The sequence below is a fragment of the Oceanicaulis sp. genome (assembly GCA_040112665.1).
Classification (GTDB): domain Bacteria; phylum Pseudomonadota; class Alphaproteobacteria; order Caulobacterales; family Maricaulaceae; genus Oceanicaulis.
This window is the reverse complement of the sequence record CP157796.1, coordinates 1,173,337-1,198,912: the sequence shown is the minus strand read 5'-3', so window position 1 is coordinate 1,198,912 and position 25,576 is coordinate 1,173,337. Positions and strand designations below refer to the sequence as shown.

Sequence of the window (25,576 nt, the reverse complement as noted above, 5' to 3'; positions counted from 1 at the left end):
AACCAGAAGGCGATGCGGTGGCGGTCGCGGTATCTGGCCTTGTCGTAGCCGATCTTGCGCTTCGATTTATGCGCCCTGAGATGACGGGGACCTTGCCCTCCTGGCGCCGGCTCTTGCAGATTGCGTCGGCGTCGTAGCCCTTGTCGGCGATCAAGTAGCGCGCGCCTGCTGCGCGGCGGAGCAACAGGTTTGCGGCTTTCACGTCAGAGACATGGCCCGGCGTCAGGTCGAAGACGTAGGGCTGCCCGAGCGTCTCGGTGAGGGCGTGGACCCTAGTTGCCTGGGTGCCGTTCGAGAGGCCGATCGCCTGATATTTGCCCCCCCTTTTACGGCATGGGCCGAGCGGTGCGCCTTCACGTAGGTGCTGTCGAGGGAGGTCGATTTCGTGACCGTTCCGAATACCGCCAGAGCCTCGACCAGATTGGTCCAAAAGCGCCGCCGGGACCAGCTATTGAACCGGTCGTAGATCGTCGTAGAGGGACCACACTAGGGCAGGCAATCACACCATCAGAACCCTGTCTTAAGGACATGTATGATGCTTGGAATCACGTACCGATCATCGACACGCCGTGCGCCAGGCCAGTTTCTCGAAACGTGCCGTTCAATCAGCGCACACCGCGCATCGCTCAGCCAAAACAGGCGTGCCATTCACCGGCTTCCAACAGCCTCAAGCCGTTGGGGTCATGATCTGCATATGGCCATCAATAGGCTGATTGGGTTTGGACCCCGGAATGGCGAGCGGGAACCAGGGACCGGCGAACTCGGCGATCTGCCCGGTCAGCGCGAATATCCCCGCGCCGATCATGGCCCCGGTTCCCATCGCGACGGCGCCGGCGAGGGTCAGACTATTCCGCTGATAGTTTGTCGATCGATCTTCGCCTTGCAAAAACTATCCCTCCAGTTTTTTCCAATCACCGAACGTCGCAAAGAGTACTCGCGTTGCCGATCAACTGAGGGTTCCAATATGTGAAGCGCGGGCGTAGGCCTCAGTTCTGGATGAAACTACCTGTGCCTTGAACCGAAGCTTCCAAATGTTTTGGCTTCTTTCGGGAAATAACGATCATTTTCAGATTCAAGATCGGCGAGGATCGGGCAGTTAGGTTTGTCGTCGCCCGAGCACCTGTCTGCAAGGGTTTGGAGCGTATCCGCCATTGCTTTGAGCTCTGTGATTTTGTTTCGAAGAGCGTCGACATGTCCAAGCGCAAGCGCTTTGACTTCAGCGCTGCGACGTCCATCATCTCTCCAGAGCGACAGGAGTTCTGAAATCTCCTGCACTGTGAAGCCAAGATCGCGCGCCCGCCTCACTAACCTCAGCCGATGGACATCTGCGTCCGTGTAGGAGCGATATCCCGCATCGGTCCGGGCGACTTCGGGAATGAGTCCGGATTGTTCATAATAGCGGATCATCTTCGCGGTCACACCAGAGCGCCGTGCGGCTTCGCCAATATTCATTGAACAGCTCCTCGAGTCCTTAAGTGGGGTCGGGATGTCGCCGCTCCCTCAATCGCTGCGGCGGGCTCACGTGTGGGTGGCGCCCAACGGCGAAGGCGCAGCGCGTTGCCGAGGACGAAAACCGACGACAGCGCCATCGCGCCGGCGGCGAAGACCGGCGAGAGCAGGATCCCTAAAGGCGCGTTGAGCACGCCCGCCGCGACCGGTAGCAGCGCCGTGTTGTAAGCGAAGGCCCAGAACAGGTTCTGCTTGATGTTGCGGATCGTCGCCTTCGAAAGCGCGATGGCGTTCGGCACGCCCTTTAGCGAGCCGGACATCAGCACCACGTCCGCCGCCTCGATCGCCACGTCCGTGCCCGTGCCGATGGCGAGACCCACGTCCGCCTCGGCGAGCGCAGGCGCATCGTTGATCCCGTCGCCGACGAAGGCCGTGCGGCCATTCTCGGCCTTCAGCGCCTTCACCGCGTCGACCTTGCCGTCGGGCAGGACCTCGGCCACCACCTCGTCGATGCCGAGCTTGCGTGCGATGGCTTCGGCCGTGCGGCGGTTGTCGCCGGTGATCATCGCGACCTTGAGGCCGAGATCGTGCAGCGCGCGGATCGCCGCGGGCGTGGTCTCCTTGATCGGGTCGGCCACGGCAACGATGGCGGCGAGCATTCCGTCAACCGCAGCGTAGAGCGGCGACTTGCCTTCATCCGCGAGGCGCTCGGCGGTCTCGGCGAAGACAGACACGTCATGGCCGAGCGAGGCCATGTAGCGGTCCGCGCCGATCTCGACCTCCTGTCCGCCTGCGGATGCCACGACACCCATACCGGTGACGCTGTCGAAGTCGGTGACCTCGGGCAGCCTCAGGTCCTGGTCCTTGGCCGCCGCGACGATGGCGCGGGCGATCGGATGCTCGGACTTCGCCTCGACCGCGGCGATGCGGGCGAGCACGTCGTCCGGGTCGAAGCCGTCGGCGACCGTCAGGTCGGTCATGCGCGGCTCGCCCTCGGTCAGAGTGCCGGTCTTGTCGAGCGCGACGACGCGAGCTTCCTTCAGGAGCTGCAGCGCTTCACCCTTGCGGAACAGAACGCCCATCTCCGCGCCTCGGCCCGTGCCGACCATGATCGAGGTCGGCGTGGCGAGGCCCATGGCGCAGGGGCAAGCGATGATGAGCACCGCCACCGCGTTCACGAGGCCGAAAGTCAGCGCGGGTTCCGGTCCGAAAAAGAACCAGACGCTGAAGGTCATAAGCGCAAGCGTAATGACCGCCGGCACGAAATACATCGTCACCTTGTCGACCAGCGCCTGGATCGGCAGCTTGGAGCCCTGCGCCTCCTCGACCATGCGGATGATCTGGGCGAGCATCGTGTCGCCGCCAACGGCGGTCGCGCGGAAGGCGAGGCTGCCGGTCTGGTTGACCGTGCCGCCGACGACCGTGGCGCCGTTCTCCTTGGCGACAGGCACCGGCTCGCCGGTGATCATGCTTTCATCGATGTAGCTTTTGCCCTCGATCACCTCGCCGTCGACAGGCACGCGTTCACCGGGGCGCACCTCGATGACGTCTCCGGGCGCCACCTCCGCGATGACGATCTCGATGGCCCCACCGTCCCTACGGACCCGCGCCGTCTTGGCCTGGAGACCGACGAGCCGCTTGATCGCCTCGGAGGTGCGCCCCTTGGCGCGCGTCTCCATCCAGCGGCCCGCAAGGATCAGCGTGGCGATCACCGCCGCCGCCTCGAAATAGACGTTGACTGTGCCCTGTGGCAGCAGCCCTGGCGCGAAGAGCGCGATGACCGAGAAGAGATAGGCCGCCGAGGTGCCGACCGCGACGAGGCTGTTCATTTCCGGCGCGCCCTTGAAGAGCGCCGGGATGCCCTTGGTGTAGAATTGTAGCCCCGGCCCGAAGAGGACGAGCGAGGTGAAGGCGAACTGGATCATCCAGTTCGTCCGCATCCCAATCGTGTCCATGATGAGATTGTGCATGCCGGGAATGACGTGGCTGCCCATCTCCAGGACGAAGACGGGGAGTGTCAGGAGACCGGCGATCAGCGTACCCGCATCGGCGGTGCCTTTTACCGTGGCCCGTTCTGTCGCGAGGTTGACGTTGGCCTCGGTCACACCAGGCACGGCCTTCAGCGCGCGCTCTACGCGGCCGACGCAAGAGGCACAGGTCATGCCCTCGATAGCGAGTCCCACGCTGCCCGCCGGTACCTCGTAGCCGACATCCTCGACGGCCTTCACCAGCGCCGCCCGGTCGGGCGGGCCGAAGAAATGCACGTCGGCGCGTTCTGTGGCGAGGTTGACGTTGGCCTCGGTCACGCCGGGCACGGCGCGCAGGCTGCGCTCCACCCGTCCGACGCAGGACGCACAGGTCATGCCTTCGATCGGAAGACTGACTGGTTGCGATATCCTCGAAGGCGCAATCATCCCGCTCACTCCATCACAGGAACCAACATCGCTACGCACGATGAGGGTTCCAACGATGGGAGGGTCAAGCGAAAATCTATACGGCTTTTCTCTGCGGAGCTGTTTTTGCCCATAAGGCAACCAAGTTCTTCCGATCCCGCTCGGGCAATCTTGTTGGCCCGAAAGTTGCTCGACGCTTACGCAGGCAATTCGGAAGGTGCACCATGAAAAACGCACTGGGACACGGTCGGCTCGAGGACAGGGCCAATAACTTCACCGCCATGCGGATCGGCTTCGCAGTTCTGATCCTCTACGGGCACGCGCTCATGCTGCCGCAGGGGCTGCCCATGACCGGGGCCTGGGCGGTGTTTGTGGATACGGTTGTGCAGTATGCGCTCGACGGCTTCTTCATTCTGTCAGGCTACATGCTGGCGGCTTCGCTGTTCCACTCGCGTGACATGGCGGGCTACTGGCTGTCTCGGGGCCTGCGCATCTTTCCCGGCCTCATCGTCGCGGTCTTGCTGTGTTGGTTGGTGCTTGGGCCAGTAATGACAGGGCTTCCGCTCACAGCGTACTTCACTTCGCTTGAAAGCTGGGCGTATCCGATCCTGGCCATCAGTCAGCTTGAACCGCAGGGTACGCTGCCCGGCGTGTTCGAAGCCAATCCCATGGCGGAGATCAACGGGCCGCTGTGGACGATCCGCTATGAGCTGGTCTGTTATGTCCTTGCTGGCGCGGCGGCGACCGTCGGGGTCTGGCGGCGCAGCTGGGGCGTGCCTGTCCTGTTCGTCCTCGCCGTGGCGGCCTCGCTGACGGCCCAAGCCTTCCCATACTCCGGACCGCTCGATGACACGATCGAGGTCATGTCCCGGTTTGGGCCAGCCTTCCTGACCGGAGCGATGTTCTACCGTTTCCGTCACCGGATCGCCTTGAACGCCGCCGGGGCCGCGCTGCTCTGTCTCGCAGCATTCGCGCTGTATGCCACACCAGCAGGCATGATCGCCGGTCAGATCGCCATCGCCTATGTGTTCCTGTGGCTCGGCTTCAAGACTGTCCCCGGCGAGATTGGCCGCCAGGTGCGCGAGGTCGAGGATATCTCCTACGGCCTCTACATCCTTCACTGGCCGGTGGGTCAATTGGTGATCGCGCTGAATCCGGAGATCGGGACCGGCGCTCTGTTCGCGATTATGGGCGCAAGCGCGCTTGTGACGGCCGTGCTGCTTCGCCGTCTTGTCGAGAAACCGGCGCTGGCTGCGAAGCCCCGCTTGCGGTTATCTTTGCAAGGCGTCATTGGCCGAAAGCGGCCTTCGCCGAGCGGGGTCTTGGGGGACAATCTCCTGCACTAACTGGAGCCGGCTAAATGACGGTTTCGTGAAAGGATTTTTTGAGTTAGCGCTCTCTCAGCCTTCAGGCGAGAGCGGCGACCTTAGAGTAGACGAACGCCCGCTCTTACATTGCTCTGCCCTTTGCTATCCGTCGCTTCAGGCCCGGGCTCTGGCACACACAGGGAGGAAATTGTACGTCGTGATTGGTATGCGGATATCCGGAAGGCGATATAAATTGACCCAGCCCCCTGATCCGGGCCGGGGTGACGGGTTCGCTCTCGAAGCGGGGGCGGGCGCGCATAGTGCATCGCTTATAGCCGGGATGTCGATCCTGCTATCATAGTCGATATCGACCGTGCTCTGGCGGTGGGTGCCGGTGAGGAGCGAGGCCGCGAGCTGATTAGTGAGCGGCGATAAGGCGAAGCTGGTGAGGTCTTGGCCGTCGCGCGTGGTGGCCTCGAAGCGCACTTCAGCATAGGGGAGCTTCGCCCCGCTCGCGGGAGGCTAGGTTAATCACCCCGCCCAGCTCCGAGGCGCCGAAGAGCGAGGAAGCCGAACCCATAATCACCTTGACCCGAGCAAGAACGATTGGCGGAATCAACAACACGCCGATGGAGCCCGCCTAACCGCTATATCGCGGCGGCCCGTCGGTGAGCAGCTGGCTGTAGCAGCTATAGAGCCCCTGCATGCGGGTCGCCTTCGTGGTCCCCGCCGTTTTCTTCATGGGCGTTCTCGGCTTCATGGTCGGGGTAGTCGCCGTGGGGTGGATAGATTGCGAAAGCCGGCGAACGCGGTGGAGGAGAGGGGGGCGCGAGGATGGATCGTGTCATAGTCGGCCTGTGTGAAATCTATTGTGCTCGAGCGAGGTCCGGGCTCGTGACCCGGGCGTTTGCGGATTCAGTTTCATTAAGCCTCCGGGGGCGGCGAAGCAGACGCCGAGCCGATGCGTGGGCGCGGCAGGAACCGGCCGGTTTGCGCGGCGTAGGCGTCGTAGCTTTGCGGGAACCAGCTTGTCATCAGGCGTTCCTCGCGCCGGATCAGCTGATGCGCCGCCACATGCGCCAGCACCAGCGCGCCCGCATAGGCCGGATGGGCGAGCGCCACGACAAGCGCGGGGCCGAAGATCGCCAGGCAGGCGGCGTATAGCGGGTGGCGCACGTACCGGAACGGCCCGTCCGTCACAAGCTCGGCTCCGCGCCTTTCGGGGCGTAGGGTCAATACGCTCCAGATGATGATCGCCGCAGCTAAAATGCAGCCCGCGGCGATGGCGCCCAGCCGGAGCCATGCGGGGATCGGCCACCTCAGATCCGGGCTGGCCTGCTCAACTATCCAGGCGAGCGCCAGCGCGCTTCCGCTAGCTGCGGCGATCATCGGCCCCGAGCCGAAGATCCGGTCATAGAAGTCGCTAGGGCGCATCGGCCGCCTCCTTTTGCTCGCCGCCGCTCAGCCCGAACTCGCCCAGCGCCTGGCGGAGGATCTGGACGGCCGACCAGAGGAAAAGCCCGGCCATGAGCGCGGCGACGACGAGATCGGGCCAGGCCGCGCCCGTGAGGAAGACCAGGCCCGCCGCCCCGATCACAGCGACATTGCCGATGGCGTCGTTGCGGCTGCACACCCAGACCGAGCGCACGTTGGAGTCGCCGTCGCGCCAAGCTATCAGCACGAAGACGCTGGCGAGGTTCGCGGCGAGCGCCAGAAAGCCCACCGCGCCCATTACCGGCGCGTTCGGCTGGTCCAGCACCATCACTTGCCAGAGCGTGGAGCCGAACACCCACAGCCCCATGGCGGCGAGGCCCAGCCCTTTGAATAGGGCGGCCGAGGCGCGCGCCCGAATCGACCGGCCGATGACGAACAGGCTGATCGAATAGGTGATCGTGTCGCCGAGAAAATCGAGCGCGTCGGCTCTCAGCGCTTGGGAGCCGGCGAACGCGCCGGCCGCCATCTCCACGGCGAACATCACCGCATTGATGGCAATGACGATCCAGAGCGCGCGCTTGAAGCCTGCGCTCATTCCATCGAATTTCGGCTGCGCTTCGCAGCAGGACCCGGCCATGTATCGTCTCCGGTTCGGCTTGCGCGTTCAGCGCCGGTGGTACACATACGATCTACAGCCACTGTAGATACAAGGGACTTTGTAAGATGAGCCGCAGCTACGCCATCGGGGACATTTCCCGCCTCACCGGCGTGAAGGTCACGACGATCCGCTATTATGAGCAGAACGGGCTGATGGCGGAGCCTGAACGGGCCGCCAGCGGCCATCGCCGCTATGACGAGATGGCGCTCGAGCGGCTCGGCTTCATCCGGCAGGCGCGCGAGCTGGGCTTTGATCTGTCCTCGATCCGGGAACTGCTTGATCTTGCAGCCGATCCCGACCGGCCGTGCGTCGCGGTTGATACGATCGCCCAGCGCCATATGGACGCCATCGCCTGCAAGATCGCGCGCCTCACGGCGCTGAAAGGCGAGCTGGAACGCGTGCTGCACGCCTGCGCCAGCGAGCGGGTCGGGGATTGCCGAGTGCTGGAGTCGATCGCTGGGCACAATTCACCAGAGTGATCGCAATGCCGCACCAGATCAAACTCCAAACCGAGGCCGCGCATCGTCTCAACTCTGCAAAGCAACACGCATCAAGGCATCCGGGTGCGGTAGAGCGCGACACGGACGCCGCCGCGTCATTGAGACTTCGTCTGCGCGAACCACCCGTACACCGCCGGCAGGACAAACAACGTCACCAGGGTGGAGCTCACCAGTCCGCCGATCACCACGGTGGCGAGCGGGCGCTGCACCTCCGATCCGACGCCTGAGGCGAAGAGGAGCGGAGCGAGCCCCAGCATGGTCGTCGCCGCGGTCATCAGGACAGGGCGCACGCGCATCAGCGCGCCCTCCACGCTGTAGGCGTCCACGTCGCTGCGGGTCTGAGCCAGCCGGTCGAGGAAAGAGACCAGCACCATGGCGTTGCCGAGCGCGATCCCGAACAGGGCGATGAACCCCACCGAGGCCGGCACCGACAGGTTCAGCCCGGCGATCCAGAGCGCCACCAGCCCGCCGACCAGCGCCAGCGGGATGTTCGACACGATCAGAAGCGCGCTTCGAATGCGGCCGAACGCGGCCAGCAGCAGGAGGAAGACGAGGCCCAGCGTCACCGGGACGATGAGGGCGAAGCGGGCATTCGCCTGCTGTTGCAGCTCGAACTGGCCGCCCCATTCCACCAGATTGCCGGGCGGCAGGGCGATCTCGTCGGCGACGGCGGCGCGGGCTTCCGCCACGAAGGACCCGATATCGCGCTCGCGCACATTGGCCTGGATGGTGATGAAGCGCCGGCCGTTCTCGCGGGTCACCTGGCGGGGGCCTTCGATGCGTTCGATCCGGGCCAGCGCCCCGAGCTGGAGGCGTTCGCCGTTCGGCCCGTCGATGAGCGTGCGCGCGATGCGTTCGGGCGTGTTCCGCGCCTCCTCGTCATAGCGCGCGACGATGTCGAACCGGCGCACGCCGTCATAGACCTCGCCGGCGGTCGCCCCGCCCACCGCGTCGCGCACCGTCTCCAGCACGTCGGCGACCTGAAGCCCGTAGCGGGCGATCGCGGGCCGGTCGACGATGATGCGGACCTGGGGCGCGCCGCCGACCTGCTCGACCTGCACATCCGCCGCGCCGCGAACCCCGCGCACGACAGCGGCGATCTCCTCGGCCTCTCGGGCGAGCACGTCGCTGTCCGGACCGAATAGCTTGATCGCCAGCTCCGCGCGCGAACCGGTCAGAAGCTCGTCGGTGGCCGCGGCGATGGGCTGGGTGAAGTTGAACTGGGCCCCGGGGAAGTCCTCGAAGGCATGGCTCATCTGAGCCAGAAGCGCCTCCTGGCTCCTGACGCCCTCCCAGTCCGATCGCGGCTTCAGGGCGAGGAAGGACTCCGCATTGTTGACCGGGTCGGCGTGGGCGCCCACCTCGCCGCGCCCGACGCGGGTGACGACGCGCTCCACTTGCGGGAACTCGTCGAGCACGCGGCGTTCAAAGCGGGAGACGGTCTCGGCGGCCGCGTCCAGCGAGATCGAGGGGGCCATGGTCATGCGCACCAGAATGTCGCCCTCGTTAAGGCGCGGCGTGAACTCCGAGCCGAGCCTTGTGAAGGCGAGTCCGCCGACGGCGAGCATGGCGAGGGCGAGCCCGGCCGCCAACATCCTGCGCGCCACGAAGAAGCCGACGGCGCGGCCCATGATCGCGGTGAGGCGGTTCGGCCGATCGGCGGCTTCGCGCTTGCCGGTCTTTAGAAGGCTCGACGCCGCCGGCGCGATCAGAAGCGCGAAGACGAGCGATCCGGCCATGGCGAGGATCACCGCGAAGGCGAGGGGTCGAAACGTTTTCCCCTCCACCCCTTGCAAGGTGACGATCGGCAGAAAGACCAGCATGACGATGGCGATGGAGAAGGCGAGCGGCTTGACCACTTCGCTCACCGCCGACGCGACGACGCCGGCGCGGTCAGCGCTCTCCGCCCGGGCGAGCCGCGCCTGCGCGTTCTCCACGATCACCACCGCGCCGTCGACCATCATGCCGATGGCGATGGCGACGCCGCCCAGCGACATGAGGTTCGCAGACACGCCGAACAGGCCCATGGCCACAAGCGCGAAGGCGACCGAGAACGGGATCGAGGCCGCGACGATCAGGCCCGGCCGCCAGCCGCCCATGAAGGCCATGAGCAGCACGACGACCAGAAGCGCGCCCTGCCACAGGGCGGTGGTCATGGTGGCCACGGCTTTGTTCACCAGTTCGGACTGGTCGTAATAGGCGCGCGCCGTGACACCTTCGGGCAGGGCGGCGTTGATCGTCTCGAGCCGGTCCTGAACCCGGTCGATCACGGCGTTGGTGTTCGCGCCGACCAGCTTCAGAACGAGGCCGGCGACGATCTCGCCCTCGCCGTTCATGGTGGCGAGCCCTTGGCGCGGGGCGCCGCCGACGCCGATTTCGGCGATCTCGCTCATCACCACGGGCACGCCGTCCACCGCCTTCACCACCACCTGGCGCAGATCGGCCTCGCCATGGAGCAGGCCTTCGGCGCGCACGGTGTATTGCTCGTCATTCTCCACGATGTATTGGGCGCCGGCGTTGAGATTGGCGCGCCGGAGCGCCTCGATCACGTCGGCCATGGTGAGGTCGTATTGTAGCAGCGCCTGCGGGCGCACGTCGACCTGGTACTGGCGCTCATACCCGCCAAGGGAGAGCACTTCGGTGACCCCGCGTACGGTCTGCAGCTCCAGCTTTACGAGCCAGTCCTGCAGCGTGCGCAGATCGATGAGATCGCCCGCCTCGCTGTCGAGATAATAGAACAGGATTTGCCCCAGCCCGGTGGTGATGGGACCCAGCTGCGGCTCGCCGAAGCCTTCGGGAATGTCTTCACGCGCCGCGCCCAGGCGCTCGGTGACGAGCTGGCGGGCGAAATAGACGTCGGTCCCGTCCTCGAAATACACCGTCACGACCGAGAGGCCGAAGGTTGAGTTCGAGCGGATCTCGCGCACGGCCGGCAGGCCCGCCATGGCGTTTTCGACGGGGAAGGTGACGTAGCGCTCCACCTCCTGCGGGGAGAGCCCGTCGGTGACGGTGAAGACCTGGACCAGAGGCGGCGTGATGTCGGGAAAGGCGTCCACCGGCGTCGTGCGCCACGCCCAGGCGCCGGCGATCAGCACGGCGAGAAAGCCCAGCAGCGCCGCGCCGCGGGCGCTTACCAGGCGGCGGGCGACGGCGGAGAGGGGCGAACGGGTCGGATCAGTGGGCGTGGCCATCGCCGAACTCCCCCTTTTGCAGTTCCGCTTTCAGCGCGAACGCGCCCTCGACCACCAGCGCCTCGCCGGCCTCGATCCCTGCAACGATCTCCACGAAGTCCGGTCCGCGCCTTCCAAGAATGATGTCCCGCGCCTCGAAGGCAACGTCCTCAGGCACGAACACGATTGTCTCGCCTTCCAGCGTCTGCACGGCGGCGGCGGGGACGCGTACGACGGAGGCGGCGGCCGCATCGGCGATCTCAACTGTGACGAAGGCGCCGGGGACAAGCCGGCTTTCGGCGTTGTCGACGATGAGGCGGGCGAGCCCGGTCCGGGTCGCCTCGCCGATCTGCGGCGCGAGAAAGCTCACCGCCGCATCCAGGGTCTCGCCTGAATGAAGCCGGACCCGCGCCGGTGAGCCGGCGCCGATGCGCAGCATGTCCGGGCCGTAGACCGCGGCGTCGATCCAGACCTGGCTTGCATCGGCGATGACAAAGGTCGGCTCCACATCGCCGGCCTCGGTCACCTCGCCGCGTACGGCGTGACGCTCGGTGACGACGCCGTCCATCGGCGCGACGAGGGAGAAGCGGCTGAGCGCCTCGGCGCCGGGGTTTGAGAGGCCCTCGCGCATGTCCGCGTCGATCCCGAGCGCGTCGAGCTGATACTCGGCGCTGCGCACGGCGATGCGGGCTTCCTCCAGCTCGCGGCGCGCGGTCTGGAACCGGCTTTCGGTGGAGACGCCGCGATCAAACAGTTCGCGCTCGCGCTCGAATTCGGGGCGGACGAGCTCCAGCGAGGCGAGTGCGGAGAGGTAGGCGGCTTTCGCTTCGGCGAGCTCGCGGCTGTCGAGCACGGCCAGGAGATCGCCCTCCCTCACTGCGTCGCCGATGCTGGCGTGCACCTCGCGGATGACCCCCTCCACCGGCGGGGAGACGAGCGCGATCCGGTTCTCGTCGAAGCGGACTTCGCCGGGTAGCTCGATCCAGGCGTCCACAGGACCTGTATCCGCTTCGCCGAGCACGATGCCGAGCTCGGATTGCTGCGCGCGCGTGAGGCGAATGCCGGCGTGTTCGCCGTGGTCGTCATCCTCGCCGGCGTGGTCTGAATGATCGCCGTGCTCATTGTCGTGCTCGGCGTGGTCGGCCTCGGGCTCGCCCGCGCTGTGGTCATGGGTCTCGCGGCCGGCGTCGTCGCAGCCGGTGAGCATGAGGATCGCCGCCGCGCCGAAGGCGGCGAGCGCTCCGGCGGACAGGGTCCGCGTCGCTATGTCGTGCATGTTTCGTCCTAAGGATCAGAAGGTCGGCGAAGGGCTCAGACCGACAGATCCTTGGGCGGCGAATAGGGCGGGGCGCTGCGCCTGGTGGCGAAGCGCGCCGGTGCGGCCGCGTTCCAGCGATAGGGCGTGGTGGAGACCGACAGCATCACGGTCGCAGGCGTCACCACGAGGTGGTGCGTGACACAGGCGTCGAAGCATGATGCGCCGTCTTCATGGCCGTGATCGGCCTCGTCGGGATGGGCCGCCTGCTCATGCCCGGCGCCAGCGAGATCAACGCTCGCACACGCCGCCTGCGCGCCCGCCGCAGCGAACGCCAACGCGATAAAGATCGCCCGGAAGAGGGATGCGAAACGCATGGCCTGAGGCTTAGCGTCTCCTCGATAGCCGGGCAAGTTCGCGACCAGAAAACGGGCGCGTTGTCGGACCGTTCAGTGGAGTAGCAATGCGGCGACCGCGTCGTTTAATTCGATGCAGTTTCCTGCGTGGCATGGGCGATCTCATCGCGGGTGGTTTGCCTCGACCGACGGCGATAAAAGGCGCCGAAAACGCGCTCGCAAAAAACTCAGGCTGCGCGATCTTTTCGCGAGGCACCCAACGACTTCGTTCGCTGTTTGACGTGCGGCCGCCGGCAGGACCGGTTTCACCCTGAAAGGTGACGCCCAGCTCGCTCCATTTTTTATCGGTTCCGAGGCCCGCAGCTCGACGCGAACTTCCCCCCCGCGACAACGCTCGGATTTAGGCCGACGCGGGGCTCTATCGGTGACTTTGCCCGCTTGCGCATGAGCGGGTTTCTGATCACACAATATGCACCGGGGTGCTCACCGCCTTCTGCGTCAGTTAAGCTACTGTTATTAATAGATTTTTCTGCTTTACTGATGCCCCGCATTTTACGGCACTTCCCGGCACTACTTGGGCACCGACTGGAAACAGCTTTTGAAATCAATGGCCTGCCAGGGCACTGATTGCCACTTACGTGCCTCTTCTCTGTGACACAGCGTGCCAAACAGTGCCTCGCTCCTAGGCGGCGCAAAATTCCCCCTGATGAAATGGCGGAGTAGTTTTCGAGGGTTTCTCGCTCATTTTGTGCGCCGCGCCCGACCGATTTTGGCTTCTCAAGCCGTCTGCCAAGCGGGTGTGAACCGGTCATCCGCAAGGCGTAGCGAGCCGTCTCGTTGGCGGCATTTTTCGTTTCTGAGACCGCGACAAGCCGACCGGTTTTCGCTCAAATCGAAACCCAAACTGAAGGTTCTGTGGACGCTGGCCGGCCCGAGAATCCGCGGTTTCGTCGCGTTCAAAAGGCGTCCCGCGCTGTCGCGTCGGCGCGCGATTTAGGAGCGCTTGAAAACTCGCACTTACCGTTTCGAAGCCGGGAACGGGCGATGGCCCGGTTGAGGCGAATGCGATGTCTGCAGATGTTCGCCGCCGCCCACGCTCCCGTCCGCAACCACTTCAATTACGACCGATCTCTCGAACGCCGGCCCGCTTCAAATCGCTCTTCGATGAAGCGCTCGCGGAGTGGCGTCAGCTCCTGGCGGCATAAGCCGGCGCGCCCTGAGTTCTGAGACGGGTCAGCTTTTGTCTGACAGCACCGCCAGTGGTCGCTTAAGCAATCAGCCGCAGCGGCCAGTCTGAATCCCCACCGCGACATCCTCGCCCCCGCGCCTGACGCCCGGCTCGATCGAGGTGTTCGACGCAAGCGGGCCGTGCACCCGGATCAGGTCCGGGGCGAGCTCCGCGTTCGAGCACGCTGCCCGTGCTGGAATACACCGCGATCATCGCCGCGCCGTCATACACCCGCCGTTCGGTCCCCGACGCGCCCGTGGACTGATAGAGCCGGCCCAGAGGATCGTAATCGAAGCTGGCGGTCCCCGCACTGATCAGACGGTTGTACTGATCAAAGCCGAAGCTCCGCACCCCGTCGCTCGTCATGTTGCCGCGCGCATCGTAAGTCGGCGCCGTCGCCCCGGTGATCGACGTGATCTGGTTGAGACGGAAAATGGGTGTGTGCCCCCGTTTTCCACCTACCCTTAGCAAAGCGTCCGAGCCCTCTGCGCAGCCTTGCTCAGCGCGCTTTGAGGAGCCGCTGAACCACTTCTAGGCATACGTGGGCTTCCTCCGCACCAATAGCGCCGTCGTTTATCGAGTGAGCGGCATCATTTCCGACCTTCTGCAATTTCCGCAGGTCGGTCTTTTTCACGCCGCGCAGCATACTTTGAGACGCCTTAGAAACCAGCTCCCCGAACCCTGGCCGCTCCGACAATTGAACGATGCCGTTAAGGCGCTCTTTCAAGATGATTTCGGCACAGGCTCGACAGGCGACGCTGCACGAAAGAAATGCTCCGAAGAGATAGGCCCGCATCGCGTCTAACAGCAGCGCTTTCAGACGCCCAGCCGCCCTTAGCGAGGCCCCTTCGACCACGATTAGATCCAATTGCAGACTTCGCGCGTCCCACTCCATCGGCGTGGAGTCCATTCGCCGAAAAAGGTGCTCAACACCCCCCACGGCCACGGAGTAAAGGTTCTGGTCCTCTTCCGCGTCCTCGCCTCGCGGGCCCGCCATCTCCAGAACGGTCACGCAATCGGCCAAAGTGTGTACGCCAGGTTGAAACTGACTATCCTGACGGGCGTCGATCGAAGGCGCGACCTCGCCGCCCTCTCGCGGCAGGCAGCGCGTCACATTGGCGACAAACCCAATATCGATTTGCCTTCTCGTCGACTCTGCAAAAGTCCTGAGGGGTGCCTCCCACTCCTCCGTGTAATTCGAAAGCGCGAGGCGGAAACCTGACGGCGCGCGCTCAATGATGCGGTCCACCGCGACAGTGGAATGGGAGGAAAAGCCGGTCTCTTCGAACCAATCGAGCAGAGCGTCCGCCGCCGCTACGGTATCGGCATCCAGTGCGGCAAACTTGTCCAGAAGCCTGGCCGGTCGGCCCTCACTGGCAGAACGCAACCGGTCGAACCGGCGGACAAATTCAAGAAGCTCTTCTGTTCCAAGCCGCATTCCTACCCCGCTCCTATGCCGTGGCATCACGCTCGCGCCAGGATGATTAAACAGCTGGGAAAGAGCGCCCCACAAGTCAGCGAGCATAGATATTGCCAGCCTGGCCTTTAGATGGGCGCCTGCGCCAGCCCAGCTGACCAGGAAACAAAGAGCCTCAGAAGCCCTCCTGCGCCCGCAATCTGCATCGCCAAGGCAAAGCCGAACATCCCGAGCTTCAATGCAGCGTCGAACCAGTGGAAGCGCTCCCGTTGCCCCTGAACCTGAGCGACAAGGAGGTGATTTACCGCCACGCCTGCGATAACGAGAAGAGTGCTTTCTATGAGTGTGAAGTTGAACCACATGGGGAAACCCCTATTGGAGGCGTAGATGGCAGATCAATACCGTGACGTACTCTGCGAAGCATGTAAGACACGCCTGTATCAGGAATACAGCGAGCGCAAGGTCGGACTAGCTCTCATGCCCCGCTGGCGTGTGGCGCTCATCCGTCTGTTGGCGCCAAGCTTCCACCGCAAGCCGCGCTTCATAGGCGATACGTACGACGCCTTCCCAGATGACGAATTGCTCTAGGCACAAGTCAGCGGGAGTAACTTTAGGCGGTCCAACGCCTTACGTGATTTAACCTGTCGCCCGCGCCGCACCCCCAGCGCCCGCTAGCGGGCTCGGCACCAATGGCTCCAAGAAAACGATCCGACGCGATAAACGGACTTGTATACTTTTCCGGCTGCGATACCCCCCAGAACGTTCCGAAAGAATCCGCTGGCAAGAGCCGCTCAACGCGATCCCGCGGCGCAACCCATAAATCGCGCGTTCTGCGATTTTCTGTCGCGCTGCCGTCCTGAATTGTGCCGCCTCAAGCGGGCTCTACAACCGGTTCCGCCATCCCGCACAGCCGCTCGGACAGCGTCCAGAGCCGTTCGGCGCGGGGCTGGTTTTCGGCCTGCGCGGAGAGTTTCTGGCGGAAGGCGGCGCGGCCGTTCTTCTGCCGGTTGCCCCAGCTCCAGTGCACGCCGGACTCGGCGAATTCGGGATCGGCGACGACCTGGGCGACGCGGTCTCCGGCCAGGGCCTGGCTGACATATCCCCCGGTCACGTGTTTCTGAAACCAGGGGAAAACCTTCTGGAAGACCGGCGGGGTGGCGCGGAACAGCTCGGTGTCCGCCACGCAGCCCGGATAGAGGCTGGAGAACACGATCCCCGTCTTCTCATGATAGCGGCGGTGCAGCTCCCGGCTGACGATCATGTTGCAGAGCTTGGAGTCCTTGTAGGCCTTGCCCGCCTTGAACGGGCCGCCGTCGATCATCGCGACCGGCGCGGTGAAGCCCGCCTCCAGACCCTGAAGCTCGCCCAGATCGGCCGGGGCGGGGATGGGGATGCGCCCGCCGAACTCCTCTGAATTGGCCGTCACCGTGCCCAGCGTGATCAGGCGCGCGCCGCGAGCCGACGCTTCGAGCTTCGGCAGGAGGGCGTTGGCCAGCAGGAAATGGCCCAGATGATTGGTCGCCACGCTGAGCTCATAGCCCTCCGGCGAGCGGGCGGGCTCTTTCAGAAGCGGGCGGTAGACGGCCGCGTTGATCACCAGCGCGTCGAGCGGCAGGCCGCTGTTTTCAAACGCCGAAACGAAGGCGCGGACGTTTGCGAGCGCACCCAGATCCAGATGCATCGGCGCGACCCGGCCAGGATCGATCCCGGCCGCGGCGATCGCGCGCGCGGTCTTTTCAAGATCACGGCAGGCCGCGACCACGCGCCAGCCGCGTTCGGTCAGGGATTTCATGGCGTAAAGCCCGACGCCGGAGGACGCGCCGGTGATGACCGCGGTGGGCGCGTCTGCGCTGAACGAGGGGGTGGTCATGGCGGCGTCCTTCCGTCAGGCCGGGTTCACACTTGATGTAAACCCGGCTTTACGCGAGGCTCAAGTCCGGCCGCGCGCGAGGCGGATAGACGCGGGGGAGAGGCTCGTCGGGTTCGTCATGATGAAGGTGCTTCTCGTCATCGCCGTCGCGCTCGCCGTCATCATCGCGGGCGCTTTGGTCTGGCTGTGGACGCCGGACCTGCCGCGCGACCGGCTGGAGGCGGCCTATCTGCGGTCTTCCGCCGACATGATCGAGGTCGAGGGCGCCCGGCTTCATGTCCGCGTCGACGGTCCCGAGACGGCGCCGGCGGTGATCCTGATGCACGGCTTCGGGTCGAGCCTTCACACCTTCGAGGCGTGGGCGCAGGCTCTGTCTGACCGCTACCGCGTGATCCGCTTCGACCTGCCCGGCGCGGGGCTGTCTCCGCCCGATCCCACAGGGCGGTATGACGACGAACGGCTGCACCAGATCCTGACCGGGTTGATGGACCGGCTGGGCGTCGAGGCGGCGGTGATCGGCGGAAACTCCGTGGGCGGGCGGATCGCCTGGTCCTTCGCCGCCGCCCATCCAGAGCGCACGGCCGGTCTGGTGCTGATCGCGCCGGACGGGTTCGCGAGCGCGGGGTTCGAGTACGGCAAGGCCCCTGAGGTGGGCCCGGTCACCCATGCGATGCGGGCGGTCACGCCGCGCTTTCTGGTGAAGATGAACCTTGATCAGAGCTATGGCGATCCGTCCCGGCTCAGCCCCGAGACCGTGAAGCGCTATCACGACCTTCTGCGTGCGCCCGGCGCGCGGCTCGCTTTGATCCGGCGCATGGAACAGACCGTGCTGGAAGACCCCCGCCCGCGGCTTGAAACGATCACCGCTCCCACCCTGCTGCTCTGGGGCGAAGAAGACCGGCTGATCCCGATCTCGAACGCGCAGGACTATCTCGATCACCTGCCGAACGCCCGGCTCGAGGCGCTGTCCGGGATCGGTCATCTGCCCCAGGAAGAAGCGCCGGAGGTGTCGCTGGTCCCGCTTGAAGCCTTCCTGCAAAGCCTGGAGGCGCAACCATGAACCTCATCCGCGCCCATGCCGGGATCGAAGCCCCGCCCTTGCGCGAGCCCGAGCCGCGAAAGCTCTGCACCGATTGCGGCGTCTCGCGCATGGAAGACCCCAAGGCGTGCGGATCGGCGTGTCAGTTCATCAAGCCCGATTATGCGCGCCTCGAAGAGCAGGTCCACGGCCGCACCCGCGATCCGAACCGGCCCGACGAGCTTCATTTCGGCCCGTTCCGCCGCATGGTGCGCGCGCGCCTGAAGACCCCGATCGAGGGCGCGCAATGGACCGGCGTCGCCACCCGGCTCGCCGAAACCCTGCTCGAACGCGGCGCGGTGGACGTGGTGCTCACCGTGGCGCCCGACCCCGAGGATCGCTGGAAACCTGTGCCCGTGCTGGTCACGAAGGCGGAGGGCATGGCCCATGTGCGCGGCATGCGCATGGGCTATGCGCCGCTGGTCGCGCTGACCGAAACGGTGCGCGAGCGCGGCTATTCAAGGGTCGCTGTGATCGGCATCCCCTGTCAGGTCTACGCCCTGCGCGCCATGGAGGCCGAACTCGGCCTTGAAAAGCTCTACGTCATCGGCACGCCGTGTTCTGACAACACCACGACGGAACGCTTCCACGAGTTCCTGGCGCTGTTGTCCGACCAGCCCGATACAATCACCTATCTCGAGTTTCGCGCCGATTATCAGGTCGAGCTGAGGTTCGAGGACGGCTCGAAGCGCGAGATCCCCTTTCTGAAGCTGCCGATCTCGAAACTGCCGCCCGACTTCTTCCCGCTCACCTGCCGGACCTGTGTCGATTACACCAACGTGCTGGCCGACATCACGGTGGGGTATATGGGCGGCGAGGGCGAGCAATGGCTGCTGGTCCGCAACGAGACCGGCGAGGCGCTCGTCTCGATGCTGGGCGACGAGCTCGCTTTGTCCGAGCCCGGCGACAAGGGGAAGCGGAAAGCCTCCGTCGCCGGCTTCATCGCCAACACCGAGCGCGCCGCCGGCGGCCTGCCCCTGCGCGGCATGCCCGACTGGGTGCGGCCGCTCGTGGCCTGGCTGATGCCGAGGATCGGCCCCAGAGGGCTGGAATTCGCCCGCGCCCGAGTGGAGATGAAAGCGTCCGAGACCGTGCTGCACCTGCGCCGTCAGGAGCCTGCGCGCATGAAGAACATGATCCCCGATCATGTCTGGAAGCTGGTCGAACCCTACGGGCTGAAACCGGAGCCGGGAGAGCGGGAGGACCGCAACCACGAGGGCTGAACCGCACACCCCGTCTCATTCTCGCCAAGCGGTTCTGGAACAAGGCGCTTCCTCGCCGCATTCGCCTTTGAGCCGCTCCGCTGGGACCCGCATTGATCACCGGACTCTTCCTCGCCGCCGCCCTGGGCCTTTCAGGCGCACAGACTGCGCCGGCGAGCGCGCCAGCGCCGACCGCTCCCGTCACGATGACGCTTCACGCCGAAGAGGACGGCGCGCGCGTGGTCTGGCGCTTTCCCCAGCCGCAACGGACGCTGCGCCTGGCTGCGCCGCTGTCGCCCATGCGCCACGCGGTGACGCTGGACGGTGCGGCCGCCCGGATCGTGCGCGGCGCGGCCGGCTGCGGGCCGGACTGCCGGTTTCAGACCGCCGGAGCGCGGCTGTCGCCCGGATCAGGGCCGCGCGCGGTCTTTCCCATGGTGATCGAGGCGGGCGAATGCGGGCTCTGGGTCGACCTCTCCGCCGTCCAGCCCATCGATCCGGTCACCGGGGCGAACCTGACCCTCGCAGTCACCGCGAACGGACAGACGCTCGCCCCGGCGGGGACCGCGCCCGATTACATCGCCATGCGCGCGCCTGAGCGCGGGCCGGTCTGCGCGGCCACCGACCTCATCGCCGAGGACCGGCTCTCGGCCATGCTGCGGCGCTCGGCGCAGGATTACGGCCGGATATTCGGCCGTCTGGAAGCGCCGCCCGATCTGATCCTCGCCGAGGGCCGGTTCGGCGCGCCGGGGCGGAACGGCCTACGCGGCGCGGCGGTCAGCGAGGATCTTCTGATCGTGCTCGCCGAACCCGGCGCGGACGCCGACCGCACCACGCTCGCAGGCCTGGTCAGCCACGAAGCCGCCCATATCTGGCTGGGCCGCCGGGCGCGCTTTCATCCCGATTTTCACGAGCCCTGGATCATCGAGGGCGCGGCGGAATACCTGTCGCTGAAACAGCTTCTGCGCACCGAGCTCGCCGGCGCCGATGTCGTGCTCGACGCCGCGGCGCGCCACACCGGCGCGTGCCTGGCCGCGCTCGATCGCAGACGTCTGCGGCTGTCAGGCTCTGACGAGGCCGGCCCGTTCGCCTATAATTGCGGCGTGCTGATCGCGCTTTACGCCGACGCGGCCGCCCAGGCCGCCGGCTCGAGCTTCGAGGCGATCGCCGCAGACATGGTCGCCGACCGCGCCTTCCGCGCAGGGCAGGCCACGCCGGTCGATTTCCTGCGCATCCTCGCCGCCCACATCGGTCCCGACGCCATGCGGGCGCTGCGCACGAACGTGCTGGAAGGTCCCGATCTGGGCAAACGCAACCGCACGCTCGCGCTGTTTTCCGCCGCGGGGCTGGGCGAGGAAAGCGCCGCGCCGGACGCCGACCCGGTCTATCTCGCCGGCGTCGCGGCCGACCGGGTGGTCTCCGCCCTCTGCCCTGAAGGCGCAGGCCGCTGGTGGATCGACGAAGGCGTGGTGATCGAACTGGGGCCTGCCTGCCGGGGCCCCGAAGGCACCAGCGAACTCACATCAATCGAAGGCGCCAAGCTGCCCGTCGAGGCCGGACGCGCGCTTCTGGCCATGGACCGGGCCTGCGCGGCGGACGGCACGGTCAGCTTCCGCCTCGGCCCCGAAGACGCCGCCGCCCACTGCTCCGGCCTCGAACCGGACTGGTTCCGCGGCTTCGCGATGAACCGCGACCGCATGCTCGAAGTGCTGAGGGGCGCGCCTTAGAGGGTTACCGACGACAAAGGATCGCCTGCCCCACTCCCTCCCCTTGATGGGGAGGGTGCCCGCGAAGCGGGCGGGTGGGGTGGGGACCGTCGAGCCCATTGTTCTGGATCCTCGGCGCTCCCCCACCCGTCTCGGCGCTTCGCGCCGATCCACCCTCCCCACAGAGGGGGAGGGAGTAAGACGCCGTGATTTTGGAAATGTCAGAACACAAAGCTCCAACCCAACTCCCTCCCCTTGATGGGGAGGGTGTCCGCGTAGCGGACGGGTGGGGTGAGGATCGTAGGGCGCCGACGGCTTTCAGCCTTCACCCGGTTCGCCGCGATCGAGATACGAGACCATGCGGTGACGCTCACGAAGCAGATCGAACATCTGATCGAACGCGCCGTCGTGATCGATGTAGAGATCGCGGTTCCAGATCCGCAGGACCTCGTAGCCGTTCGCGGCCAGCCAGGCGTCACGCCGCCGGTCTCGCTGCTGCTGGGCGGGCTCGTTGTGACCGCCGCCGTCGAGTTCGATCACCACTCGGGCCGTGTGACAGGCGAAGTCCACGACATACGGTCCGATCTGCGCCTGCCGCCGGACGCGGATTCCTTCGGCGCGCAGGTGCTTCAGTCTCGACCAGACGAACGCCTCGGGCTGGGTGAGCCGCTTCCGCAAAGATCGTGCACGCGATACGCCCATGAGGGGAATTTATAGCGATATACTCGCCCGCGCCACTCCCTCCCCTTGATGGGGAGGGTCTGCCCGAAGGGCGGGGGTGGGGGTGAGCGCCGGTGCGCCTAGCTGTGATCTCTCATAAGGTTGTTCATCCGGACTGACCGCCTGAAGCTGGTTGTTGCGAGACAGCTAGCTGACAGGGGGAGCCCGGATGAACAGTCATATCAATGCCAGAACGACGCGGTATGCGCGAGCCTCGATGGTGGCTCGGCGCGAAGCGGGCGTGCCGGTGCGTGAGATCGCGGCGGCGTTCGGCGTTTCGCCGCGCACGGTTTTCAAGTGGCTCTCTCGCTTCAGGGCGGAGGGCGAGGCGGGGCTGGCGAACCGGTCGAGCCGCCCGCTTCGCTCGCCGCGCGCGGTCGCGCCGCGCTATCGCGAGGCGGCGCTGCTGATGCGGCGGACCTTCAAGATGACCGGCGAGCAGATCGCCGAAGCGCTGCGCCTGGCCCGCTCCAGCGTGGCGCGCTGGCTGGCCGAGGCGGGCCTGTCGCGGCTCGCCCGGCTGGGGCCGACCGAGCCGGTGCGGCGCTATCAGCGCGACCGGCCTGGCGAGCTGATCCATATCGACATCAAGAAGCTGGGCCGGTTCGCCCGGCCCGGCCACCGCATCACCAAGGTGCGCGCCGGCAACCGCAACACAGGCGCGGGCTGGGACTTCGTCCATGTCGCGATCGACGACGCCACGCGTCTGGCCTATGCCGAGGTGCTGCCTGACGAGCGCCGGGCCAGCGCAGCAGGCTTCCTGGTGCGCGCAGTGCGATGGTATCGCGATCAGGGCGTCGGCGTGGAGCGGGTGATGAGCGACAACGGCTCGGCCTATGTCTCAAAGCTCTTCGCCCGCACCGTGCGCCGGCTGGGCCTGCGCCATATCCGCACCCGGCCTTACACGCCGAAGACCAACGGCAAGGCCGAGCGCTTCATCCAGTCCATGCTGAGAGAATGGGCCTACGCCGCACCCTTCCCCTCAGCCGAGGCAAGGCGCGAAGACCTGCCGAACTGGATCCGGCGTTACAACACCTGCCGAAGGCACTACGCTCTCAATCGACGCACGCCGCTCCAGGCGCTCTCAGACCTGAACAACGTCGTGAGACATCACACCTAGCGCATCAATCGATCCGGTGGATCGATTGAAGGCGGCGAACGGGCCGGCAGGCCCTGGAACGGATCGTAGAGCGCTGTCTCCTGAAAGCTCGGCGCTCCCCCACCCGGCCCGGCGCTACGCGCCGGCCCACCCTCCCCGCAAAGGGGGAGGGAATTTTCTCTCGGCGATCGGCTTCCGCTCCCTAGTGCGCCGGACCTCCTTCCCTCCCCTTGACGGGGAGGGTCCGGCCGAAGGCCGGGGGCGGGGGTGAGCGCCGTTGCGCGTAGCGCATCAATCGATCCGGGGATCGATTGAAGGCGGCGAACGGGCCGGCAGGCCCTGGAAGGGATCGTCGAGCGCCGGTGGCCGAAAACCGGACTCCCTACTCCCCCACTTCGATCACCGACACCGCCGCCGCGCGCGCCGCGTCGAGATCATGATGGATCGGCGCCCAGCCTTTTTCCGAGAACAGCTCGGTCTGATCTCCGTAATGGGCCGAATTCGGATCGGTGGATTGCGAGTAGGTGAGCACGCCTTCGCTGCGCACGCCGCCTGAACCGAACTGCACCGTCATGATCCAGCTCGAGCCGTGCTGCATGGCCGTCCAGCCCGCACCGGGGACCGGGTCCTTGGGGATCATCATGTTGAAGACGCCCGTCCCCGCCGGTCCGCCGTGAAGCGGGATCACACGTTCGCCGCGGGTCTCGCCGAAGACGGTTCCCAGCGCCGCGTCCGGCGCGATCTGGAGCGCGGCGAGCTGGCCTGCGGTGGTCCGCAGGGCGTCGAGCACCGCCGGGCTGGACGCATCGAGCGCGGTCGGCGTGTCGATCGCGCGGGCCGGGTCGAAATCGCCGGTCAGCGCCCCCGCTCCGCCGTTCAGGAGGAAGAGCGAGAAGGCGTGCGCCCCGGTGCTGTCGCGGTTCGCTTTGAGGTCCCAGCCCTCGAAGGCCGCGCACAGCGGTTCGAGCTCGGGAGCGCCGGCCGCGCGGCATGCGGTCACCGCGTCGTCGCGCAGAAGCTCCCCGCCGTAATGGCGGTTCGCGTACATGATCGCCTGCACCGTCCCGATGTCGAAACCGGGTTCGCCGAGCCCGTCCGCGCCGCTCAGCCGGTCGCGGATCTGATCGAGCGCCAGGCGCGTGCGCAGGCTGCGCGGGGTGGCTTCATCGCCCCAGATCGGGCTGAGACCGGTGATCGGGCTTTCCGGATTGGTCAGCCAGGGGGAGTCGTTGGACTGGGCGATATAGTCGGTGCGGATGAGATGGGGCGCGCCGGACGGGCCGAACACGCCGGGCTGAACCGCGTCGTCAGCGTCCGCCCAGCGGCAATCGGGGTTCGACGCGTCGAGCACCGGAATGCGCGCAGCGGCCCAGAATCCCATCGCGGTCTCGCTGGCCGAGCACGCTTCGGCGAGTTCGGCCGAGACGTTCGGGACAAGGCCCATATCGCCGTAAAACGCCAGACCGCCGGAATCGACCGCCATGGTGTTGAACGCGGTCGCCTGGTAGCGCGCCAGCGCGCCGTGCAGCTCGGGAACGTCCTGCGCCGCGTAGATCGCGATGTACTGATCGATGATCCGCAAGCCTGAAGACGGCGCGGCGAAGGCGTAGGCGCGCTCGGCCGTCCAGGGCAGGCGTTCGGTGGCGATCACCGGGCCGAACTCGGTGGCGTAGACCGAGCGGGTCACGGGCTCTCCGCCGGCGACCTCGATCTCGAACCGCCGCTCGGTCATGTCCCGCCACTCGTCGCCCACGCGGTAGCGGGTCGGGTCTTCGGGATCGAGGGTCAGCTCGAAATACCCGAAGCGGCGCGCGGTGGAGACGGTGTGCGTCCAGGCGATGGTCTCGGTGTGGCCGATGCCGACGAAAGGCGTGGTGATCAGCCCGGCGCCGACCACGTCCACCTCGCCGGGAATGGTCAGGCCGATCCGGTAAAAGCGCAGCGCGCCGTTCCAGGGATAGTGCGGATTGCCCAGCAACACCGCCCGGGCCTGCCCGCGCGTGGCGTCCCTGCCGATGGCGTAGGCGTTCGAGCCCATGCCGTCGCGCTCGGCCAGCATGTCCTCGACGCGCGCTTCGCTGAGGCTGGCCATGCCGCCTTCCGGCGGACGGGCCGCCGCGATCGCCTCGATCGGGTTTCCGAAAGGCAGGGTCAGCGCGCCCAACCAGATGTCGGTTTCGCTGACCGGCCGGACCCAGTCCGCCCCCGCACACGCCGGATCGTTCGTGCCGCCCTCGGCGATCACACGGTTCACCCCGGCCGCGAAGCCGGCGATGTAATCGCGCGCCGTCTCGCTGGGCGTGTCGATCGACCCCGCCGGCCCGTTCAGGATCGCGGTGATGGTCGCCTCATCGGCCCGCGCGCGATGGAAGAGGTCGCTGGCGATGTTCGCGTCGTTCTCGCCCGCGCCGAGGAACGCCGCGCGTTCGCCGCGCACGGTGATGGCGCGCTCCGCGATGAGGCAGAGATTGTCCTGCGCCGCCGCATAGCCCGAGCCGTAGCCCAGCCCCGCCCAGTCCGGCGCGACCACGCGCGGCACGCCGTAGGCGTCGCGCAGGATCTCGGCGCTGTATTGCGGCGCGGCCGCGTGATCGGGACCGTCCGCGCCGTCTGCGCCGTCGCGCCCCTGAAGATGGATGCAGCCTGACGCGAACAGCGCCGCCGCCGCAGCGGCCGTGATGCGGATGGTCATGAAGGGGCCTCCCCGATGTCTTTATCGTCCTGCGGCGCTTTG

Annotated in this window: 19 protein-coding genes and 2 pseudogenes; 7 read left to right on the top strand and 14 right to left on the bottom strand. The window is 66.2% G+C overall.

The window, feature by feature from the left end; genetic code table 11:
- Positions 1-733: 733 nt before the first annotated feature.
- The 3 genes and pseudogenes from ABL308_05650 to ABL308_05640 all read right to left on the bottom strand — a co-directional run bounded on the left by ABL308_05650 (position 734) and on the right by ABL308_05640 (position 3,863).
- Positions 734-886: pseudogene (locus ABL308_05650) on the bottom strand (amino acid permease).
- A 116-nt stretch (positions 887-1,002) separates the two neighbouring features.
- Complete coding sequence (gene cueR, locus ABL308_05645) at positions 1,003-1,452, bottom strand: Cu(I)-responsive transcriptional regulator (GenBank protein ID XBQ17362.1); 450 nt, start codon at positions 1,450-1,452, stop codon at positions 1,003-1,005.
- Entirely contained in the window at positions 1,449-3,863 is a 2,415-nt protein-coding gene (locus tag ABL308_05640) for a heavy metal translocating P-type ATPase (GenBank protein ID XBQ17361.1), read from the bottom strand. Before ABL308_05640 ends, cueR begins: the two co-directional genes overlap by 4 nt.
- A gap of 203 nt (positions 3,864-4,066) precedes the next feature.
- Between ABL308_05640 and ABL308_05635 the strand changes: the two genes are divergently transcribed.
- Positions 4,067-5,188 (top strand): acyltransferase, encoded by a 1,122-nt coding sequence (locus tag ABL308_05635; GenBank protein ID XBQ17360.1) that lies wholly within the window; start codon positions 4,067-4,069, stop codon positions 5,186-5,188.
- Positions 5,189-6,073: 885 nt separating this feature from the next.
- On the opposite strand, the gene ABL308_05630 is transcribed toward ABL308_05635, so the two are convergent.
- Both ABL308_05630 and ABL308_05625 read right to left on the bottom strand, forming a co-directional pair.
- Positions 6,074-6,583, bottom strand: a complete 510-nt coding sequence (locus tag ABL308_05630; GenBank protein ID XBQ17359.1) for an isoprenylcysteine carboxylmethyltransferase family protein — start codon at positions 6,581-6,583, stop codon at positions 6,074-6,076.
- Entirely contained in the window at positions 6,573-7,220 is a 648-nt protein-coding gene (locus tag ABL308_05625; GenBank protein ID XBQ17358.1) for a cation transporter, read from the bottom strand. Before ABL308_05625 ends, ABL308_05630 begins: the two co-directional genes overlap by 11 nt.
- An 86-nt stretch (positions 7,221-7,306) precedes the next feature.
- Between ABL308_05625 and ABL308_05620 the strand changes: the two genes are divergently transcribed.
- Complete coding sequence (locus tag ABL308_05620) at positions 7,307-7,720, top strand: helix-turn-helix domain-containing protein (protein XBQ17357.1); 414 nt, start codon at positions 7,307-7,309, stop codon at positions 7,718-7,720.
- Between the two features lie 116 nt (positions 7,721-7,836).
- On the opposite strand, the gene ABL308_05615 is transcribed toward ABL308_05620, so the two are convergent.
- From ABL308_05615 to ABL308_05605, 3 genes are read right to left on the bottom strand one after another with little or no spacing between them, the layout of a single operon-like run.
- A complete protein-coding gene (locus tag ABL308_05615; GenBank protein ID XBQ17356.1) occupies positions 7,837-10,932 on the bottom strand; it encodes a CusA/CzcA family heavy metal efflux RND transporter in 3,096 nt (1,031 codons plus the stop codon).
- Positions 10,916-12,187 carry an efflux RND transporter periplasmic adaptor subunit gene (locus tag ABL308_05610; protein XBQ17355.1) on the bottom strand — a complete coding sequence of 424 codons (1,272 nt, stop codon included), beginning with the start codon at positions 12,185-12,187 and terminating at the stop codon, positions 10,916-10,918. Before ABL308_05610 ends, ABL308_05615 begins: the two co-directional genes overlap by 17 nt.
- Before the next feature lie 35 nt (positions 12,188-12,222).
- Complete coding sequence (locus ABL308_05605) at positions 12,223-12,543, bottom strand: hypothetical protein (GenBank protein XBQ17354.1); 321 nt, start codon at positions 12,541-12,543, stop codon at positions 12,223-12,225.
- Between the two features lie 984 nt (positions 12,544-13,527).
- Here ABL308_05605 and ABL308_05600 point away from each other — a divergent pair.
- Positions 13,528-13,727: pseudogene (locus ABL308_05600) on the top strand (IS6 family transposase).
- A gap of 62 nt (positions 13,728-13,789) precedes the next feature.
- On the opposite strand, the gene ABL308_05595 reads toward ABL308_05600, so the two are convergent.
- The 4 genes from ABL308_05595 to ABL308_05580 all read right to left on the bottom strand — a co-directional run bounded on the left by ABL308_05595 (position 13,790) and on the right by ABL308_05580 (position 17,037).
- Complete coding sequence (locus ABL308_05595; protein ID XBQ17353.1) at positions 13,790-14,116, bottom strand: hypothetical protein; 327 nt, start codon at positions 14,114-14,116, stop codon at positions 13,790-13,792.
- A gap of 133 nt (positions 14,117-14,249) precedes the next feature.
- The gene (locus tag ABL308_05590; protein XBQ17352.1) at positions 14,250-15,188 is read right to left on the bottom strand and encodes a hypothetical protein; all 939 of its coding nucleotides are present in this window, start codon (positions 15,186-15,188) and stop codon (positions 14,250-14,252) included.
- A 107-nt stretch (positions 15,189-15,295) separates the two neighbouring features.
- Complete coding sequence (locus tag ABL308_05585) at positions 15,296-15,529, bottom strand: hypothetical protein (GenBank protein ID XBQ17351.1); 234 nt, start codon at positions 15,527-15,529, stop codon at positions 15,296-15,298.
- Between the two features lie 509 nt (positions 15,530-16,038).
- Positions 16,039-17,037, bottom strand: a complete 999-nt coding sequence (locus tag ABL308_05580; protein XBQ17350.1) for a protochlorophyllide reductase — start codon at positions 17,035-17,037, stop codon at positions 16,039-16,041.
- A 118-nt stretch (positions 17,038-17,155) separates the two neighbouring features.
- Between ABL308_05580 and ABL308_05575 the strand changes: the two genes are divergently transcribed.
- The 3 genes from ABL308_05575 to ABL308_05565 all read left to right on the top strand — a co-directional run bounded on the left by ABL308_05575 (position 17,156) and on the right by ABL308_05565 (position 21,044).
- On the top strand, positions 17,156-18,097 hold the full coding sequence (locus tag ABL308_05575) for an alpha/beta fold hydrolase (protein ID XBQ17349.1): 942 nt from the start codon (positions 17,156-17,158) through the stop codon (positions 18,095-18,097).
- The gene (locus ABL308_05570) at positions 18,094-19,338 is read left to right on the top strand and encodes a Coenzyme F420 hydrogenase/dehydrogenase, beta subunit C-terminal domain (protein ID XBQ17348.1); all 1,245 of its coding nucleotides are present in this window, start codon (positions 18,094-18,096) and stop codon (positions 19,336-19,338) included. Before ABL308_05575 ends, ABL308_05570 begins: the two co-directional genes overlap by 4 nt.
- A gap of 92 nt (positions 19,339-19,430) precedes the next feature.
- On the top strand, positions 19,431-21,044 hold the full coding sequence (locus ABL308_05565; GenBank protein ID XBQ17347.1) for a hypothetical protein: 1,614 nt from the start codon (positions 19,431-19,433) through the stop codon (positions 21,042-21,044).
- A 297-nt stretch (positions 21,045-21,341) separates the two neighbouring features.
- On the opposite strand, the gene ABL308_05560 is transcribed toward ABL308_05565, so the two are convergent.
- A complete protein-coding gene (locus ABL308_05560; protein XBQ17346.1) occupies positions 21,342-21,725 on the bottom strand; it encodes a DUF559 domain-containing protein in 384 nt (127 codons plus the stop codon).
- 187 nt (positions 21,726-21,912) lie between these two features.
- Here ABL308_05560 and ABL308_05555 point away from each other — a divergent pair, with 187 nt between their 5' ends.
- Entirely contained in the window at positions 21,913-22,863 is a 951-nt protein-coding gene (locus tag ABL308_05555; GenBank protein ID XBQ17345.1) for an IS481 family transposase, read from the top strand.
- 361 nt (positions 22,864-23,224) lie between these two features.
- On the opposite strand, the gene ABL308_05550 is transcribed toward ABL308_05555, so the two are convergent.
- A complete protein-coding gene (locus ABL308_05550) occupies positions 23,225-25,534 on the bottom strand; it encodes a penicillin acylase family protein (GenBank protein ID XBQ17344.1) in 2,310 nt (769 codons plus the stop codon).
- Positions 25,535-25,576 lie beyond the last annotated feature (42 nt).

What these genes read in the sequence shown, in the direction of transcription:
- ABL308_05575 (XBQ17349.1), top strand. Translation starts at nt 17,156, where the DNA reads ATGATGAAGGTGCTTCTCGTCATCGCCGTCGCGCTCGCCGTCATCATC.
- ABL308_05640 (XBQ17361.1), bottom strand. Translation starts at nt 3,863, where the DNA reads ATGATTGCGCCTTCGAGGATATCGCAACCAGTCAGTCTTCCGATCGAA.
- ABL308_05570 (XBQ17348.1), top strand. Translation starts at nt 18,094, where the DNA reads ATGAACCTCATCCGCGCCCATGCCGGGATCGAAGCCCCGCCCTTGCGC.
- ABL308_05585 (XBQ17351.1), bottom strand. Translation starts at nt 15,529, where the DNA reads ATGTGGTTCAACTTCACACTCATAGAAAGCACTCTTCTCGTTATCGCA.
- ABL308_05635 (XBQ17360.1), top strand. Translation starts at nt 4,067, where the DNA reads ATGAAAAACGCACTGGGACACGGTCGGCTCGAGGACAGGGCCAATAAC.
- ABL308_05615 (XBQ17356.1), bottom strand. Translation starts at nt 10,932, where the DNA reads ATGGCCACGCCCACTGATCCGACCCGTTCGCCCCTCTCCGCCGTCGCC.
- cueR (XBQ17362.1), bottom strand. Translation starts at nt 1,452, where the DNA reads ATGAATATTGGCGAAGCCGCACGGCGCTCTGGTGTGACCGCGAAGATG.
- ABL308_05605 (XBQ17354.1), bottom strand. Translation starts at nt 12,543, where the DNA reads ATGCGTTTCGCATCCCTCTTCCGGGCGATCTTTATCGCGTTGGCGTTC.
- ABL308_05580 (XBQ17350.1), bottom strand. Translation starts at nt 17,037, where the DNA reads ATGACCACCCCCTCGTTCAGCGCAGACGCGCCCACCGCGGTCATCACC.
- ABL308_05620 (XBQ17357.1), top strand. Translation starts at nt 7,307, where the DNA reads ATGAGCCGCAGCTACGCCATCGGGGACATTTCCCGCCTCACCGGCGTG.
- ABL308_05555 (XBQ17345.1), top strand. Translation starts at nt 21,913, where the DNA reads ATGAACAGTCATATCAATGCCAGAACGACGCGGTATGCGCGAGCCTCG.
- ABL308_05625 (XBQ17358.1), bottom strand. Translation starts at nt 7,220, where the DNA reads ATGGCCGGGTCCTGCTGCGAAGCGCAGCCGAAATTCGATGGAATGAGC.
- ABL308_05550 (XBQ17344.1), bottom strand. Translation starts at nt 25,534, where the DNA reads ATGACCATCCGCATCACGGCCGCTGCGGCGGCGGCGCTGTTCGCGTCA.
- ABL308_05610 (XBQ17355.1), bottom strand. Translation starts at nt 12,187, where the DNA reads ATGCACGACATAGCGACGCGGACCCTGTCCGCCGGAGCGCTCGCCGCC.
- ABL308_05590 (XBQ17352.1), bottom strand. Translation starts at nt 15,188, where the DNA reads ATGCGGCTTGGAACAGAAGAGCTTCTTGAATTTGTCCGCCGGTTCGAC.
- ABL308_05595 (XBQ17353.1), bottom strand. Translation starts at nt 14,116, where the DNA reads ATGACGAGCGACGGGGTGCGGAGCTTCGGCTTTGATCAGTACAACCGT.
- ABL308_05630 (XBQ17359.1), bottom strand. Translation starts at nt 6,583, where the DNA reads ATGCGCCCTAGCGACTTCTATGACCGGATCTTCGGCTCGGGGCCGATG.
- ABL308_05560 (XBQ17346.1), bottom strand. Translation starts at nt 21,725, where the DNA reads ATGGGCGTATCGCGTGCACGATCTTTGCGGAAGCGGCTCACCCAGCCC.